This is a genomic window from Haloferax gibbonsii, from assembly GCF_001190965.1.
Lineage (GTDB): Archaea > Halobacteriota > Halobacteria > Halobacteriales > Haloferacaceae > Haloferax > Haloferax gibbonsii.
The window spans coordinates 1617711-1632218 of record NZ_CP011947.1 but is presented as its reverse complement, the minus strand read 5'-3'; the positions used below and the strand labels follow the sequence as shown (position 1 = coordinate 1632218).

Annotated in this window: 6 protein-coding genes, 2 tRNA genes and 3 rRNA genes; 4 read left to right on the top strand and 7 right to left on the bottom strand. The window is 62.8% G+C overall.

Going from position 1 to position 14508, the window contains the following annotated elements:
- Positions 1-33: 33 nt before the first annotated feature.
- Positions 34-231 (bottom strand): CopZ family metallochaperone, encoded by a 198-nt coding sequence (locus ABY42_RS08490; RefSeq protein ID WP_004976528.1) that lies wholly within the window; start codon positions 229-231, stop codon positions 34-36.
- 132 nt (positions 232-363) lie between these two features.
- Here ABY42_RS08490 and ABY42_RS08485 point away from each other — a divergent pair, with 132 nt between their 5' ends.
- From ABY42_RS08485 to ABY42_RS08475, 3 genes are all read left to right on the top strand, one after another.
- Positions 364-963, top strand: coding sequence for an AsnC family transcriptional regulator (locus ABY42_RS08485; protein ID WP_049905180.1), 600 nt, complete (start codon positions 364-366; stop codon positions 961-963).
- Between the two features lie 125 nt (positions 964-1088).
- Positions 1089-3671: a heavy metal translocating P-type ATPase gene (locus ABY42_RS08480; protein ID WP_050459188.1), complete on the top strand. Its 2583-nt coding sequence runs from the start codon at positions 1089-1091 to the stop codon at positions 3669-3671.
- A 49-nt stretch (positions 3672-3720) separates the two neighbouring features.
- Entirely contained in the window at positions 3721-3948 is a 228-nt protein-coding gene (locus ABY42_RS08475) for a hypothetical protein (RefSeq protein ID WP_004976531.1), read from the top strand.
- Positions 3949-3960: 12 nt separating this feature from the next.
- Here the strand turns inward: ABY42_RS08475 and ABY42_RS08470 are convergent, their stop codons facing one another.
- Entirely contained in the window at positions 3961-4815 is an 855-nt protein-coding gene (locus ABY42_RS08470; RefSeq protein WP_050459187.1) for a hypothetical protein, read from the bottom strand.
- 216 nt (positions 4816-5031) lie between these two features.
- On the opposite strand from ABY42_RS08470, the gene ABY42_RS08465 reads away from it, so the two are divergent.
- Entirely contained in the window at positions 5032-8583 is a 3552-nt protein-coding gene (locus tag ABY42_RS08465) for a tetratricopeptide repeat protein (RefSeq protein ID WP_231608252.1), read from the top strand.
- 63 nt (positions 8584-8646) lie between these two features.
- Here the strand turns inward: ABY42_RS08465 and ABY42_RS08460 are convergent.
- The 5 genes from ABY42_RS08460 to ABY42_RS08440 all read right to left on the bottom strand — a co-directional run bounded on the left by ABY42_RS08460 (position 8647) and on the right by ABY42_RS08440 (position 13907).
- Positions 8647-8723: transfer RNA gene (locus tag ABY42_RS08460), tRNA-Cys, on the bottom strand.
- 178 nt (positions 8724-8901) lie between these two features.
- Positions 8902-9023: ribosomal RNA gene (gene rrf, locus ABY42_RS08455) — 5S ribosomal RNA — on the bottom strand.
- Between the two features lie 113 nt (positions 9024-9136).
- Positions 9137-12049: ribosomal RNA gene (locus tag ABY42_RS08450) — 23S ribosomal RNA — on the bottom strand.
- A gap of 216 nt (positions 12050-12265) precedes the next feature.
- Positions 12266-12337, bottom strand: a tRNA-Ala gene (locus tag ABY42_RS08445).
- A 97-nt stretch (positions 12338-12434) separates the two neighbouring features.
- A 16S ribosomal RNA gene (locus ABY42_RS08440) occupies positions 12435-13907 on the bottom strand.
- The 16S, 23S and 5S rRNA genes sit together here with 2 tRNA genes alongside, the layout of an rRNA operon.
- Positions 13908-14508: the final 601 nt, after the last annotated feature.

Here is a 14508-nt window from a genome sequence, read left to right as displayed (position 1 = left end):
TCGCCGTCCGGGTCGATGCCGAGCGTCTCGGGTTCAGGCGCTCGCGTCGTAGCCCGCCTCTTCGACGGCCGCGACGAGGGCGTCGGTGTCGGCGTCGCCCTCGACGGTCGCTCGCTCCGCCTCGCGGTCGGCGGTCGCGTCCTCGACGCCGTCGACGCCGGCGAGGGCGTCGGCGACGCGCTGTTCGCAGTGTTCGCAGGTCATCCCGGTGACGGTGAGCGTGGTCGACATGCGGTTCGAGATAGGGGCTTCCCGATTTAGTGGATTTCCCTTTCGGCGGTTCGACAAACTCCCGACGTTAGCTTTCGATTCGAAAGCCAAGCGCGAGGAACACCTATGACATCGTGGTACCAACTGAGTCGCATGCGCGCGCTCGACGAAACAGACCTCCACATCCTCGAACTCCTCGCCGAAGACGCCCGCCGACCCTTCAGCGACATCTCCGCCGAAGTCGGCCTCTCCGCGCCGGCGGTCTCCGACCGCATCGACCGCCTCCGCGAGGAGGGCATCATTCGCCGGTTCACCGTCGACCTCGACCAGTCGACGCTCTCGGGCGGGACGCCCGTGCTCGTCAGACTCACCGTCCGCCCGGAGTTCGTCGACGAGGTCCGCGACACCCTCCGAGCGGCAGACCCGGTCCACCACCTGTTCGTCGCGGCGGACGGCGAAGTGACCGTCCACGCCCGGCTCGACGGGGACTCCGTCCGCGCCCAGTTGGACGACCTCGTGGACCTCTCGCGGGTCCGTGACTACGAGGTGAGCCTCGTGGAGTCCGCCGAGTGGACGCCGACGGTCAACGGAACCGGATTCGCCCTCGAGTGCGCCGAGTGCGGCAACACGGTGACGAGCGAGGGCGAGAGCGCCCGCATCGGCGGGACGCTCTACCACTTCTGCTGTTCGTCCTGTCTCGGCCGGTTCGAAGACCGATACGACCGCCTCGAAGCCGGCGCGAACGACGACTGAGCGGGCCGGGGGCCGATAATCGAGCGACGCGGCCACTGGTTTCGAATCCAAAGTTCGACCCCTCGATGACGCTCGGTCCTGAAGGGGAAATCGAGGTAAGAGAGGGGCACGTACGTATCGGTGAGATGAGTAGCCGAACGGCCCATTTAGATATCCGCGGGATGAGTTGCGCGAACTGCTCGCGCACCGTCGGCGAGGCGTTGGAGGCGCTCGACGGCGTGGCGAGCGCCAGCGTCAACTTCGCCACCGACGAGGGTTCCGTGGAGTACGACCCCGAGGAGGTATCGCTCGGCGAGATATACGACGCCATCGAGGACGCCGGCTACGAGGCGCTCTCGGAGAGCCGGACCATCGGCATCACCGGGATGAGCTGTGCGAACTGCGCCGACGCGAACCGGAAGTCGCTGGAGTCGGTTCCGGGCGTCGTCGCCGCCGAGGTCAACTTCGCCACCGACGAGGCGCACGTCACCTACAACCCCGCCGACGCGAGCCTCGACGACATGTACCGGGCGGTCGAAGAAGCCGGCTACACGCCCGTCCGGGAAGACGACGGCGACGAGGGGGACGCGGACGACGCCCGCGACGCCGCCCGTAACGAGGAGATTCGCCGGCAGAAGCGCCTGACGCTGTTCGGCGCGGCGCTGTCGCTGCCGCTCCTCGCGATGCTCGCGGTCGAACTGTTCGGCGGCGGCCTCCCCGAGACGATTCCCGGCACGGGCGTTCCAATCGGCTGGGTCGGCTTCGCGTTCGCCACGCCGGTGCAGGTCTACCTCGGCCGCGAGTTCTACGAGAACTCCTACACGGCGCTCGTCCGGAACCGCACCGCCAACATGGACGTGCTCATCGCCATGGGGTCTTCGACGGCGTACCTCTACTCCGTCGCCGTCCTCGTCGGTCTCCTCGCCGGCAGTCTCTACTTCGACACCGCCGCGCTCATCTTGGTGTTCATCACGCTCGGGAACTTCCTCGAAGCGCGCTCGAAGGGGCAGGCGTCGGAGGCGCTCCGGACGCTCCTCGAACTCGAAGCCGACACCGCGACGCTCGTCGACGACGACGGGACCGAACGCGAGGTCCCCCTCGACGAGGTCGAGGTCGGCGACCGCATGAAGGTCCGTCCCGGCGAGAAGATTCCGACCGACGGCGTCGTCGTCGACGGCGACTCCGCGGTCGACGAGTCCATGGTCACGGGCGAGTCCGTCCCCGTCTCGAAGGCCGAAGGCGACGAGGTCGTCGGCTCGACGGTGAACCAAAACGGCGTCCTCGTGGTCGAGGCGACCAAGGTCGGCTCCGAGACCGCAATCCAGCAGATCGTCTCGCTCGTCAAGGAGGCCCAGGGCCGTCAACCCGAGATTCAGAACCTCGCCGACCGCATCTCGGCGTACTTCGTGCCCGCGGTCATCGCCAACGCCCTCCTGTGGGGCGTCGTCTGGTTCCTCTTCCCCGAGGCGCTCGCGGGCTTCATCCGGTCGCTCCCGGTCTGGGGGCTCGTCGCGGGCGGCCCCGTCGCCGCGGGCGGCGCGGTCTCGACGTTCGAGTTCGCCGTCGTCGTCTTCGCGTCGGCCGTGCTCATCGCCTGTCCCTGCGCGCTCGGCCTCGCGACCCCGGCCGCGACGATGGTCGGGACGGCAATCGGCGCGCGCAACGGCGTCCTGTTCAAGGGCGGCGACGTGCTCGAACGCGTCAAAGACGTGGAGACGGTCGTCTTCGACAAGACCGGCACGCTCACCAAAGGCGAGATGACGCTGACCGACGTGGTCGCCGTCGGCCCCGCCGCCGACGGCTCCGGCGTCGTCACCGCCGACGACGAGACGCTCGACGAGGACGCGGTCCTCCGGTACGCCGCCTCGGCCGAGCGCAACAGCGAACACCCGCTGGCCCGCGCCATCGTCGCCGGCGCGGAAGGCCGCGGCCTCGACCTCGCCGACCCGGAGGACTTCGAGAACGTCCCCGGTCACGGGATTCGCGCGACCGTCGACGGGAAGACCGTCCTCGTCGGTAACCGCAAACTCCTCTCGGACGCGGGCGTCGACCCCGCGCCCGCCGAGGACGCGCTCCGCGACCTCGAACGCGAGGGCAAGACCGCGATGCTCGTCGCGGTCGACGGCGACCTCGCGGGCGTCGTCGCCGACGCGGACGAAATCAAGGAGTCGGCCGCGGAGGCCGTCGCCGCGCTCCGCGACCGCGGCGCGACCGTCCACATGATTACCGGCGACAACGAGCGGACCGCCCGCGCCGTCGCCGAGCAGGTCGGCATCGACCCCGAGAACGTCAGCGCCGGCGTCCTCCCCGAGGACAAGGCCGACGCCGTCGAGTCCCTGCAGGCCGACGGAACGAGAGTCATGATGGTCGGCGACGGCGTCAACGACGCGCCCGCGCTCGCCGCCGCGTACGTCGGCACGGCGCTCGGCTCGGGAACCGACGTCGCCATCGAGGCGGCCGACGTGACGCTCATGCGGGACGACCCGCTCGACGTGGTGAAAGCCATCCGCATCTCCGCGGGGACGCTCGCGAAAATCAAACAGAACCTGTTCTGGGCGCTCGGCTACAACACCGCGATGATTCCGCTCGCGTCGCTCGGCCTCCTCCAGCCGGTGTTCGCCGCGGGCGCGATGGCGCTGTCGTCGGTGTCCGTCCTCACGAACAGCCTCCTGTTCCGGGCCTACACGCCGGACCACGACTACCGCTTCCTCGACTTCCTCCGGCGGTAGTCCGCCTCGCCGTCTCGCTTTTCTCCTCGCGCGGCGATTCTCTCAGGGTATGTCCACTCGAACCCCCGCGCGGACGGAGCCGTGGCTCCTGGTCGCCGTCGGCGCGTTCCTCGTTCTCGTCGGCCTCGGAACGCTCGCGAGCGCCCCGTGGCGCTACGCGGCCGGCGGGTCGGTCGTCGCGGTCGCGGCGCTCCAGATAGTCGGGTCGCTGTCGGCGGTCGTCATCGGTGCCGGAGCCGCGTGGCTCGGGGCGGTCGAGGCGCGCGAAAAACGGTGACGGACGGGACGTTCAGTACCGCGACGGGAGGAACGCCATGCCGATGAGGAGAATGACCGTGGTGAACGAGACGATGGCGATGCCCCAGAGACCGTTTTCGGTCTCGTGGAAGCTGTCGATTTCGGACAGTTGCGCCTGGTAGCTGTCGTAGTTCTGCGTCAGGACGAGCGTCTCGCCGTCCGGGAAGTACGCGAGGTACTGCTGTCCCGAGATGGTCAGGTTCGCCTCGTTTTCGACGGTGACGGTGTTCTCCTCGGACGCGAACCACTCGAGGGTCACGCCGGAGGTCTCGACCGCGTCGACGGTGACGGACTGGTTGTTGTAGTCGAAGGAGTCACCCTCGGCGACGGTGCGCGTCTCGTTGGCCGGGAAGTACTCGTCGACCGAGACGAGCGTCGAATCGTTGACGACGACGTAGCGCTCGCCGTCGCGGGTGACGGTCTCGTTGTCGGCGTTCGAGTCGGCTTGGAGGATTGCGGTCTCGTTGTACAGTTCGACCAGCGTCGCTTCGGTGGGGTCGGAGACGTTGGCGATTTCGACACGGTAGTCCGTGCCGTCGAGCGTGACGGTGCTCTCGTTGTCCCACGTCTCGGTGAAGCGAGCGGAGTCGTTCACGTAGGTGAGTTCACCGGAGCGGACCAGCGTGGTGCCACCACCGTGACCGCCCGACTCCTCCTCTTCGGTTATCGACGACACTGTGTACGCCTGGTCGCTATCGGGGACGGAGAACTCGTCCCCCTGTGCCAGCGAGTACTCGGGGTTCTCGAAACTGACCGACGGCGTCGATGCAGTCGCGATAAGTGAGTATGCACCGGCACCGATGACCAGGAAGAACACGACGGAGATGACCGCGGCGCGTCGTTGCATGGTTTCGGCATGGGCCACGCGGCGTATAACGATTACTTTTCCTCGGAGCGTGTCACCGCGTCGCGCGACTGCCGGCGGCGACTCCCGCCCCCAATACGACGGTGCAGACGAACAGTCGAAGCTGTGGATTGACAAGGGTTTTTGAAACTATTGGCCGAACCTCCCGTCAATGAGATATCGACCAGTCGTTCGACGGAGCCGAACCGGGAGTTGGTCGTGACGCGCGACGACGACCTCGTCACAGAACAGTTGGAACTCGCCGCCGATCGGTTCGACTTCCTCAACGCGTTGGACGGTACGCGCCTCGACAAGCGAGATTTGACCGAGGTGCTTCCGTACTCGCGCTCGACGGTCGACCGCGCGATACGCGACCTGACCGCCGCGGGGTTCGTCCTCGACGACGGCGACTACACCACGTCGCTGAAGGGCGGACAGTTCATTTCGCTGTTTCGCGCCACTCGCGACGCCGCCGCCGACGTGCTCGAACTCGACTCGTTCGTCGCCGGAGCGGCCGCCGACTACCCGCTTCCGGTCGAGGCCGTCGTCGGGGGCGACGAACTGCGGACCGACCCGCGCGTCTCACACCCGTTCGATGCGCTCGGAAACAGGCTCAAAGCGACGAACAACGGGACGTTCGTCCTCCCGTACCTGCCGAGTCAGACGTTCGTCGACCGGTGTACGACCTGGCTCGTCGACGGGCACTCCTGTCGGTTCGTCGCTCCCAACTCCGTCGTCACCGCTATCTGGCGGGCGTACCCGGCGTTTCTCGAAACCGTACAGACCGTCCCGGACTGCGAGCTTCGGGTCGGCGAGGTTCCCCCGTTCGCCATCGCGCAGACGACGCTCGACGGGACGCCCCACGCGATGGTGGTCGCCTACGACGACGACGCGCGCGCACGCTGCGTCATCGAGAACACGAGCGAGCGCGCCGTGGCGTGGGCCCGGAGCCGCGTGCAGTCGATTTGGGAAGCCGCGAGCCCGTTCGACCTCAACGGAAACGCCGACGGCGACGCTCCCGAAACCGAAGCCGACATCGCGGACGCCAAAGCGGGCGATGCGGACGCCGAAGCGACGACGGCCGGCTCCCGGAACGTAACCGACGACCGCAGTGGGAGTGCGGCGATTCGCGGCCCGGTGCTCTCCACAGTGCTGCGGTCGCAAGGGTTCGCCCGACTCGCTCCGGCGTACTTCGACCGCGTCGGCGTCTCGCCGCCGCTGGCGTGTTGGCGCGCCGGTTTCGACCTCGGCGAGGTCCGCGCCGGTTACGCGCTCGACCGCGAGCGCCCGACCGAAGACGGACGCGAGAACGTGACTGACGACCTGTTCTCCCGACTCCGCTCGGGGACCGACCACGTCGTGACGGGGCCGCCCGGCGCGGGAAAGAGCACGGTCTGTATGTCCGTCGCGTGCCGGTGGTACGACCACGAGCAGGGTACCGTCCTCTACCGGAAGTCCGGCCAGCACGACCCGTTTACCTCCACGGCGCACCTCGGGTCGTACCTCGCCGAGGCCAGCGGGCACGTCCTCGTCGTCGTCGAGGACGCGACCCGGACCGAGGCGAACAGCATCTTCGAACTCGTCCGCGAGTTCGACGACGACGACCGCGTGACGTTCCTCCTCGACAGTCGGGAAAGCGAGTGGCGCGACGACTCGCTCCGCGGCACCGCTCGCCTCGAATTCCACCGGAGACAATCGATAGACGTGGTCTCCGTTCCCGTCGTCGACGCCCGCGAGCGAGCCAGACTGGTCGAGCACTTCGAGGCGACTGTGGGAACGAACGTCGATATCGACCCCGAGGAACTCACCCCGAACGAGGGCGGGGACCTCGAACCAGGAGAGATGTATCTCTTTTTGCATCGACTCGCCCGGCACGCCGAGCCGGCAGCAGGAGGGAACGCCGCCCCGACGAGCCTCCTCGACGACATCGACTCCGTCTACGCCGACCTCGAACGCGTCGACGAGCGACTCGGCGTCGACGTCGGCGTTCTCGTGAATCTCCTGAACGCCTCGGGCATCGGCGTCTCGCCGCCGCTCGCGTACGCGCTCACCGAGTCGAAGCAGGACGAATCGGTCGTCGAAGAAGCGCTCGACGCGCTCGAACGGACCGTCCTCTACTCCGCGTTCGGCGACGACGAGTCCGACGGCGACCGGGTTCGCGCGGTCCACGAGACGTGGTCCGCTCGCTTCCTCCAGCGACTGCTCGACCTCGAATCCGAGCGTCGCGCCCGCCGCCGGTTCGAGCGGTGTCTCGACGCGCTCTGCTCGCTCGTCGACGACGGCGACGCGCGCCGGACCGTCCAATCGGTGTTCGGCGGGACCGCCGATATCGTTCGCACTATCGAGAGCGACCCCGCGACGTGGGGAGAACGACTCGTCCGTAGCGTGTTCGAACTCGGCGTCAACACGCCGACGCTCTCCGAGCTGTACGCCGAGACCGACTACTCCGACGTCGACGTGCCGCGGGCCTGCGACGGCACGCTCCGACTCGACGTTCGTCGGTGGCGCGCCCGCATGTTCGTCAACGGGGGCGAACTCGAACGCGCCGAACGAGAGTTCGAGTCGCTCGCGTCGCTCGACGACGAGCGCCTCGACGAGGCGGCACTGGTCCGCGCGCGCGCCGACGGCTTTGCCGGACGCTCCGAGGTCGGACGCTACCGCGGTTCGTTCGAGCCCGCCCGCGAATACGCACAGGAGGCCCTCGAACGATTCAGTCGAATCGACGACGAGGTGGGCCGCAGCGACGTGTTGAACGCGCTCGGTGGTATCGAGGCACAGACCGACAATCCGGAGGCCGCGAAAGGCTACTACCAGCGAGCGCTCGAACTCCGCCGCGACCTCGAAGACGAGACGAAAGTTGCGAGCACGCTCGCGAACCTCGGACTCGTCGAGATAACGCTCGGTGAGTTCGAGTCAGCCGCGGCGCACGCCCGCACGAGTCTCCAGATTCGCCGAGAGATTCAGTATCCGTGGGGAGAAGCGCTGAGCCTCGCCGTTCTCAGCCGTATCGAACTCGAAAACGGGACGCTCGACGAAGCGGAGCGATACGCCCGACTCGCGCTCGACATCCGCGTCGAAATCGGCGACTCCATCGGCGTCGCGTCGACATCGAACAACCTCGGGAAGATAGCGTTCGACCGCGGGGCGCTCGACGACGCGCGCGAGCGCTACGAATCGCTTCTCGACGACGTCGAGGACCCGGAGTTCGATTGGATTCGAAGGGACGTGTACTACGGTCTCGCCCAAACGCTCTCTGAACTCGGTGAACCCGAGACCGCCATCGAATACGCCGAACGCGCCATCGACCTCCTCGAAGAAAACGAGTCGAAGCGGACCGAACTCCAGACAGTCCGCGTCCGAACTCTCCTGGACAGCGGCGATCTCGACGACGCGCGAACGGTCGCAGAACGCGCCCACGAACGAGCGTCCGGACTCGGCGACGAGCCGAGGACGCTCGCGAGCGTGACGCTCGGAGAGGTGTACGTGCGGTCGGGAGAAACTGACGACGGGACTTCGCTACTCAGGACTGCAATCGAATCCGCACCGACGGCAGTCCTCGAAGGCCGGTGTCGCCAACAGTACGCTACGGCGCTCTGTGAGACCGGAGACGTTTCCGATGCACTCGCCGAATTACGACGCGCTGCAGCGTGCTTTTCCTCCGTCGAAGCCGGGGTTCGAGCGCGGAAGACTGCACTTGACGCCCTCGAACTCGCACACGAACTGGGCGACGACGACGCGGTCAGCGCGCTCGAACAGCGGCTCGTACGATAGCGTCGTCAGTCGCCGCTTCGATACCGAGACGCGTCGCTCGCGAGAGTTGCGTTCGAAGAGAAAAGCCAAGGGCCGGATTTGAACCGGCGGGGGTTCCGCTCTGCAGGCGGATGCGTTGGGCCGAACTCTGCCACCTTGGCGCAGTTACTGGTATCCCTGTCTTGTGCTTAAGCCTGACGGTGTGCGACCTGAGTCGGGCGTTTTCGCTGTCTCGACCGAGAGAGCAGTCGCTGTCTGTGTAGTGTGCGAGCGAGCGTTTGCCGCTCGCCATAAATGAAAAAAGCCCACTGGACCGAAGTCCAGTGGGCTCTGTATGAGTGGGGGCGGCGAACTGGATTTCCCAGAGGATCGCTCACTCCAGTACTGACCAGAACGCAGGTGAGCTTAACTGCCGTGTTCGGGATGGGTACGGGTGGAACCTCACCGCTCTGGCCGCCTTAATGCCGATCAACGGAATCGAACCGTTGTCATACCAATATCGGACGGGCCGTCTTACCAATGTGTTCGTGCAATCCAGTTTGCGCCTGGACCCGTTCTCGGGTCTCAGTGCGTATGAATGTGGCTTGGACTGTTAGTGCTCGCGGGCTTAACAACTCGTTGCCTCGTTGCGTACACCCCGAGTCTATCGAACTCGTCTTCTACGAGTGTCCTCAGTGGAACTTCTTTTCCGTGTGGGTTTCGAGCTTAGATGCGTTCAGCTCTTACCCCGTGGTGCGTAGCTGCCCGGCATCTGCCCTCTCGGACAACCGGTACACCAGTGGCACCCATTCGTAGTTCCTCTCGTACTATACGAACGTTCACGTCAAGTTCCTTAACACCCCCAATAGATAGCAGCCGACCTGTCTCACGACGGTCTAAACCCAGCTCACGACCTCCTTTAATAGGCGAACAACCTCACCCTTGCCTGCTTCTGCACAGGCAGGATGGAGGGAACCGACATCGAGGTAGCAAGCCACCCGGTCGATATGTGCTCTTGCGGGTGACGACTCTGTTATCCCTAAGGTAGCTTTTCTGTCATCTACGGGTCCCATGAATGAACCTCGTAGGTTCGCTAGACCACGCTTTCGCGTCAGCGACACTCGTTGGGAATGTCACTGTCAGACTTCCGTTTGCTCTTGCGCTCTTCCACGAGTTCCCGACTCGCGTGAGGAAATCTTTGGGCGCGCTCGATATCTTTTCGAGCGCGTACCGCCCCAGTCAAACTGCCCGGCTACCGGTGTCCTCCGCCAGGAGTGAGAGTCGCAGTCACTAACGGGTAGTATTTCAATGTTGCCTCGGTGGCCCGCTGGCGCGGGTACCTGTGTAACGGCTCCTACCTATGCTGCACATTAGCGACCACGTCTCAGCGACAGCCTGCAGTAAAGCTCTATAGGGTCTTCGCTTCCCCTTGGGGGTCTCCAGACTCCGCACTGGAACGTACTGTTCACCGGGCCCAACGTTGGGACAGTGACGCTCTCGTTGATCCATTCATGCAAGCCGCTACTGAAGCGGCAAGGTACTACGCTACCTTAAGAGGGTCATAGTTACCCCCGCCGTTGACGGGTCCTTCGTCCCATTGTAATGGGTGTTCAGATACCCGCACTGGGCAGGATTCAGTGACCGTACGAGTCCTTGCGGATTTGCGGTCACCTATGTTGTTACTAGACAGTCGGAGCGTCCGAGTCACTGCGACCTGCTCGGTCAAGAGCAGGCATCCCTTATCGCGAACTTACGGGACTAACTTGCCGAATTCCCTAACGTCGGTTGATCCCGACAGGCCTTGGCTTGCTCTGCCAGCGCACCTGTGTCGGATCTCGGTACGAGCTTCTTGCTTGTCTTTTCACGGGCTCTAGGTACCGCCGAGTTTCCCTATCTCACCATTCGTTCGCTTCGTGCCGTTACGGCTTCCACGAATTTCGGTGATTCGACGGGGCGAAGGCCCCGCTCGGTGTTTCCTAAAGCGTCGACGTTTAGTGCAAGAAGGTACTGGAATATTAACCAGTTTCCCTTTCATCTAATTCGAATTACGGTTAGACTTAGGATCGACTAACCCTCGGCTGATTGACAGTGCCGAGGAACCCTTGCGCGTAAGGCCGTCGGGGTTCACACCCGACTCTCGCTGCTACTGAGACCATGATTTTCGTTGCTGCACGGTCCACACGAGTTCTCACCCGTGCTTCCACCCATGCAGTATGCCAACCTACGGAATCGTGTCATAAGACACGCCGCCAGGTCTCGGAGGTGGATTTGAGTCCCGATCATTTTAGACGCCTCGAACCTCGGCCGGTAAGCTGTTACGCTATTCTTAGAGGGTAGCTGCTTCTAAGCTCACCTCCCGGCTGTTTAGGGCTCGAGACAATCTTCAATCACACTTAATCCACACTTTGGGTCCTTAACCTGGCTCTGGGTTGTCTCCCTCACGGTGCACAAGCTTACCCCGCACACCGGACTCCCTGAGTCTACGACGTCTGTAAGTTCGGAGTTTGACAGGGAAGCGAACTCCTCTCGGAGTCCGGATTCCCAATCGGTCGCTCTACCTCACAGACTATCTCATCAGAGGTCATGCTTCGACATGTTTCGGTTGGAACCAGCTGTTGCCAAGTTCGATGGGCCTTTCACCCCTACACCAGAGTCACGAGAGGGTATTGTAGGACACCAACTCTAACGGGCCTCCACGCAGCTTTCGCCACGCTTCGCCCTGCTCCGGCGTAGATCACTTGGTTTCGGGTCGCATCCGGTTGGCTCCCCGCCCTTGAAGACGGTGGCCCTGGTCAAAGACTGCGGCCGTATCGGTTTCCCTATGCCTCCGGGGGTTCACCCCTTAGACTCGCCAGTCAGATGCACTCCATGGTTCGTTTTTCAAAACGCACGACGTAACATCGGCTTCACTCGAGTCATACTACGGGATCGCTCCCAGTTCTTTCGTCGAGTGACCTTGTATGCCACGTCGCTCTATCGCCAACTGATTTCAAGCCCTATTGCACCGCCCTTTTCGGGGTGCTTTTCAGCGTTCGCTCACGCTACTTGTTCGCTATCGGTCTCGAGGAGTGTTTAGTCTTCGCAGTTGATGCCTGCGAAATTCACGAGGGATATCCAACCCCCGCTATTCTGGAACAACCCCGGGATCTGAATCTTATGTTACGGGGTTTTCACCCTGTATCACGCTCCGTTCCAGGAGACTTCACATAAGATCCAGGTCCGTTATGGGTAGTCCGTACACCACATTGCCCGAAGGCTTCGGTTTGGACTGTATCGCGTTCACTCGCCGTTACTAACGACATCGCGGATTGCTTTCTTTTCCTGTTCCTACTAAGATGTTTCAATTCGGAACGTTCCCCATTGCGCGAGGCAATTGCGTGGGGATTCCCATTCGGAGATCTTCAGTTCTTACCCTCCATGCGGGTCCCTGAAGCTTTTCGCAGCTTGGCACGTCCGTCATCGGCTCTCGAGCCGAGCTATCCACCAGCTGGCACAGTAGCCAGTTGATATAGTCACTGTGACCCGGAGAACGGGTCCAGTGGACGCCTGGATTGCACGTACACACGGTTTCATCAAACACCCTCGGAGATAGCCGAGGCGTGTTTTCGACCCTTCCCAACCTCGCTTGCGCGGGATGGTGCATCTGTCGTCAGTATCCATTCAGTCGAAACGTCTTGCCACACTTAAGGGGCACGATCGTTTCGGAGTGGAGTACTGCTTACCATGGACCCACAGGGATTCGAACCCTGGGCATCCTCCTTGCAAAGGAGGCACTCTACCACTGAGCTATGGGCCCGTGTTAGCCCTAGTAGTTCTAAGGTGTCCGAACGGGTGTCATTGGTGAACTCGGAAGATCGCGTGTGAGCCACCCCGTCGGGGTGGTCTCGGTCGTTAGGAGGTGATCCAGCCGCAGATTCCCCTACGGCTACCTTGTTACGACTTAAGCCCCCTTGCGAAGCCCAGATTCGACCACCGTGTGGTGGCCTCATCCGGACCTCACTCGGGTGCTTTGACGGGCGGTGTGTGCAAGGAGCAGGGACGTATTCACCGCACTCTATTGAAATGCGATTACTACCGAATCCAGCTTCATGAGGGCGAGTTTCAGCCCTCAATCCGAACTACGATCGAGTTTAGGAGATTAGCGTTCTCTTTCGAGATAGCAACCCATTGTCTCGACCATTGTAGCCCGCGTGTAGCCCAGCTCATTCGGGGCATACTGACCTACCGTTGCCCGTTCCTTCCTCCGCTTTAGCAGCGGCAGTCCTTCTAATGTACCCAGCCAGTCGAAACTGCTGCTGGCAATTAGAAGTGCGGGTCTCGCTCGTTGCCTGACTTAACAGGACGCCTCACGGTACGAGCTGACGGCGGCCATGCACCTCCTCTCTATAGCGTCGTGATAAGGTCATCAACCTGATCGTCATCACTATAGTCGGAGCTGGTGAGATGTCCGGCGTTGAGTCCAATTAAACCGCAGGCTCCTCCGGTTGTAGTGCTCCCCCGCCAATTCCTTTAAGTTTCATCCTTGCGGACGTACTTCCCAGGCGGCTCGCTTCTCGGCTTCCCTACGGCACAACACAGGCTCGTAGCCTGTGTCACACCTAGCGAGCATCGTTTACAGCTAGGACTACCCGGGTATCTAATCCGGTTCGAGACCCTAGCTTTCGTCCCTCACCGTCGGATCCGTCTTCTCGAGGTGCTTTCGCCATCGGTGGTCCGTCCAGGATTACGGGATTTCACTCCTACCCCGGACGTACCCCTCGAGCCTTCCGGTCCCAAGCCATGTGGTTTTCACCGGACGCCCGCCAGTTGAGCTGGCGGATTTCCCGATGAACCTTCATGGCCGGCTACGGACGCTTTAGGCCCAATAATATCGGTCATCACTTGAGCTGCCGGTATTACCGCGGCGGCTGGCACCGGTCTTGCCCAGCTCTTATTCCTCGACCGCCTTACAGTCGAGAAAAGCGAGGACTATATGCCCTCGCACTTGGGGTCCCCTTATCGCACTTGCGTGCAGTGTAAAGGTTTCGCGCCTGCTGCGCCCCGTAGGGCCCGGAATCTTGTCTCAGATTCCGTCTCCGGGCTCTTGCTCTCACAACCCGTACCGATTATCGGCACGGTGGGCCGTTACCCCACCGTCTACCTAATCGGCCGCAGCCACATCCTACAGCGCCTGAGCGTTTCGGGGAGTCGGCATTCCAGCATGACTCCCGTATGAACTATTAGCCTCAGTTTCCCGAGGTTATCGTTCTCTGTAGGGTAGTTTGGCCACGTGTTACTGAGCTTTTCGCCACGAGTGTGAACTCGTGCAACTAGCATGGCTAAATCGGACCCCAATAGCAATGACCTCCGGCAGGATCAACCGGAATGGGTCGCGACCATTTAAACCTGGTCGCGGGGTGTTGGCGGGTGAATGGCAGCGATATGCTGTCAAATCACCGTTCAAAGGTCCGAGTTCGCGTGACATCCGTTCGGATGTCACCGAACTACTAGGGCTAACATCAGATACCGTCTTGCGGCGTACCGCAGGGGCGGAATCCTCATTTCCTTCGGACCTGAACCGAAGCGATTCGAGGGTATAAACCCTTCGAACCTCGTTCGGTTCGGGTCCGGTGAGGCAGGACGCGTTGAATCGCCCTGCAATCGCGGTGTGTCGTTCGCATTCATCCGAAATGCCTTGGACCACTTAAGGCCGTCGTATCGTGGCGACCCCCGGGAAGGTGTGTCATCCCGGTGAGCGCCTGACGACCTTGGGGTCGGGGGCGTTCGGTGGAAGCTTTCGGGGGGAGTGCCCCCGTGCGCTTCTTCGCATTAATCCGAATGCCCGGGATACATTTAACCCCGTTGATTTAGTGGCTCTGTGAGAAAAATAGACACGAGGCGTGCCATAACTTCACGCGCGGTCAATTGTGACATCAATTAGACTGAGCGAGAAATCAATGTATTAGTTTCGCGTGCGTGCGAGGTGTC